Origin of the sequence: Streptomyces sp. NPDC059398 (genome assembly GCF_042751845.1) — a bacterium.
Classification (GTDB): domain Bacteria; phylum Actinomycetota; class Actinomycetes; order Streptomycetales; family Streptomycetaceae; genus Streptomyces.
The window spans coordinates 1-1,683 of the sequence record NZ_JBHYWP010000214.1 but is presented as its reverse complement, the minus strand read 5'-3'; the positions used below and the strand labels follow the sequence as shown (position 1 = coordinate 1,683).

At 71.8% G+C, this 1,683-nt stretch carries 1 protein-coding gene and 1 pseudogene; both read left to right on the top strand.

All coding sequences use genetic code 11. The features are described from left to right. Positions 1-732: pseudogene (locus ACFXBC_RS35070) on the top strand (hypothetical protein); the annotation flags it as partial. Further along, positions 732-1,487: a tetratricopeptide repeat protein gene (locus ACFXBC_RS35065; RefSeq protein WP_385034190.1), complete on the top strand. Its 756-nt coding sequence runs from the start codon at positions 732-734 to the stop codon at positions 1,485-1,487. The pseudogene ACFXBC_RS35070 and the gene ACFXBC_RS35065, both read left to right, overlap by 1 nt. The last annotated feature ends 196 nt before the right edge of the window (positions 1,488-1,683 follow it).

The following is a 1,683-nucleotide window of genomic DNA, read 5'->3' as shown; positions in this document are numbered from 1 at the left end:
GTTTCTCGGGTGGTCCGCGTCGGGATGGTGAGCGCAGTGGTGGTTTCCGCCGTGACGACCGTTCCGGCGGTGGCGGCTTCCGCCGTGACGACCGGGGCAACGACCGCGGCGGGTTCAGGGGTGGTCGTGACGACCGTCCTTCGGGTGGTCCGCGCCGCGATGACGACCGCGGTGGCCGTCCGGGTGGTGGTTTCCGGCGAGACGATCGGCGTGATGACCGTCCGTCGTTCCGGCGTGATGACAGCCGTGATGATCGTTCGTCCTTCCGCCGTGACGACAGTCGTGGTGGGCGTCCCGGTGGTGGTTTCGAGCGTCGTGATGATCGGGGCCGTGATGACCGGGGCGGTGACCGTGGTGGGTACCGCGGTGGTCGTGATGACCGTTCGTCCGGTGGGCCGCGTCGTGATGACCGTTTCTCGGGTGGTCCGCGTCGGGATGGTGAGCGCAGTGGTGGTTTCCGCCGTGACGACCGTTCCGGCGGTGGCGGCTTCCGCCGTGACGACCGGAGCAACGACCGCGGCGGCCGTCCCTCCGGTGGTGACCGCGGTGGCTACCGAGGTGGCCAGCGCGACGACCGGGACCGTGGTGGGTACCGCGGCGGCCAGCGTGACGAGCGGGGCGGCGGATTCCAGCGGGACGACCGTGACCGGGACCGTGAGCCGGTCAAGCGGCTTCCGATTCCCGAGGATGTCACCGGCGAGGAGATCGACAAGGACGTACGGCAGGAGTTGATGAGCCTGCCCAAGACCCTGGCCGAGGATGTCGCCAAGAACCTGGTGATGGTCGCCCGGCTGATCGACGAGGACCCCGAAGAGGCGTACGCGTACTCGCGTATCGCCCTCCGGCTGGCCTCCCGGGTCGCCGCCGTGCGTGAGGCGGCCGGGTTCGCCGCATACGCGACGCAGAAGTACACCGAGGCGCTCGCCGAGTTCCGTGCCACGAAGCGGATGACCGGAAGCGTCGAGCTCTGGCCCGTCATGGCCGACTGCGAGCGCGGCCTGGGCCGGCCCGAGCGGGCGATGGCGATGGCCGGAGAGCCCGAGGTCCAGAAGCTCGACAAGGCCGGACAGGTCGAGATGCGTCTGGTCGCCGCCGGTGCGCGCCGCGACATGGGGCAGATCGACGCGGCGATCGTCACGCTGCAGAGCCCGGAGCTGGCCTCCCACTCCGTACAGCCGTGGACCGCGCGGCTGCGGTACGCGTACGCCGACGCGCTGCTCGCCGCGGGGCGTGAGGACGAGGCCCGTGAGTGGTTCGCCAGGACCATCGAGTCCGACAAGGACGGCTCGACGGACGCATCGGACCGGCTCGCGGAGCTGGAGGGTGTCGAGTTCGTCGATGTCGAGGAGGAGTTGGGCGACGAGCCCCATGAGTCCCCGTCCGATGCCCCGGACCGGAACCGGAGTCTGGACGATGACGGTACGGACGAGGACAGCACGGACGACGACAGCACGGGCGACGACAGCACCGCGGGCGGCCGGGGCTGAAGTCAGCCCCGGCGCCGGCCGGCCCGTCCGGGCAGTACGGTCGGCGGGCTGAGACGCAGTAGGTGAACGAGCAGGGCCGCGCCCCCCCCGGCCCGGGGGGGGGCGGGGGGGTGTTGTTGTGTCGGCCCCGGCGCCGACCCCCAATGGGGCGGGGGCCCCACCGACCCCCCCGCCCGGTGGGGGGCCGCCCCATGCG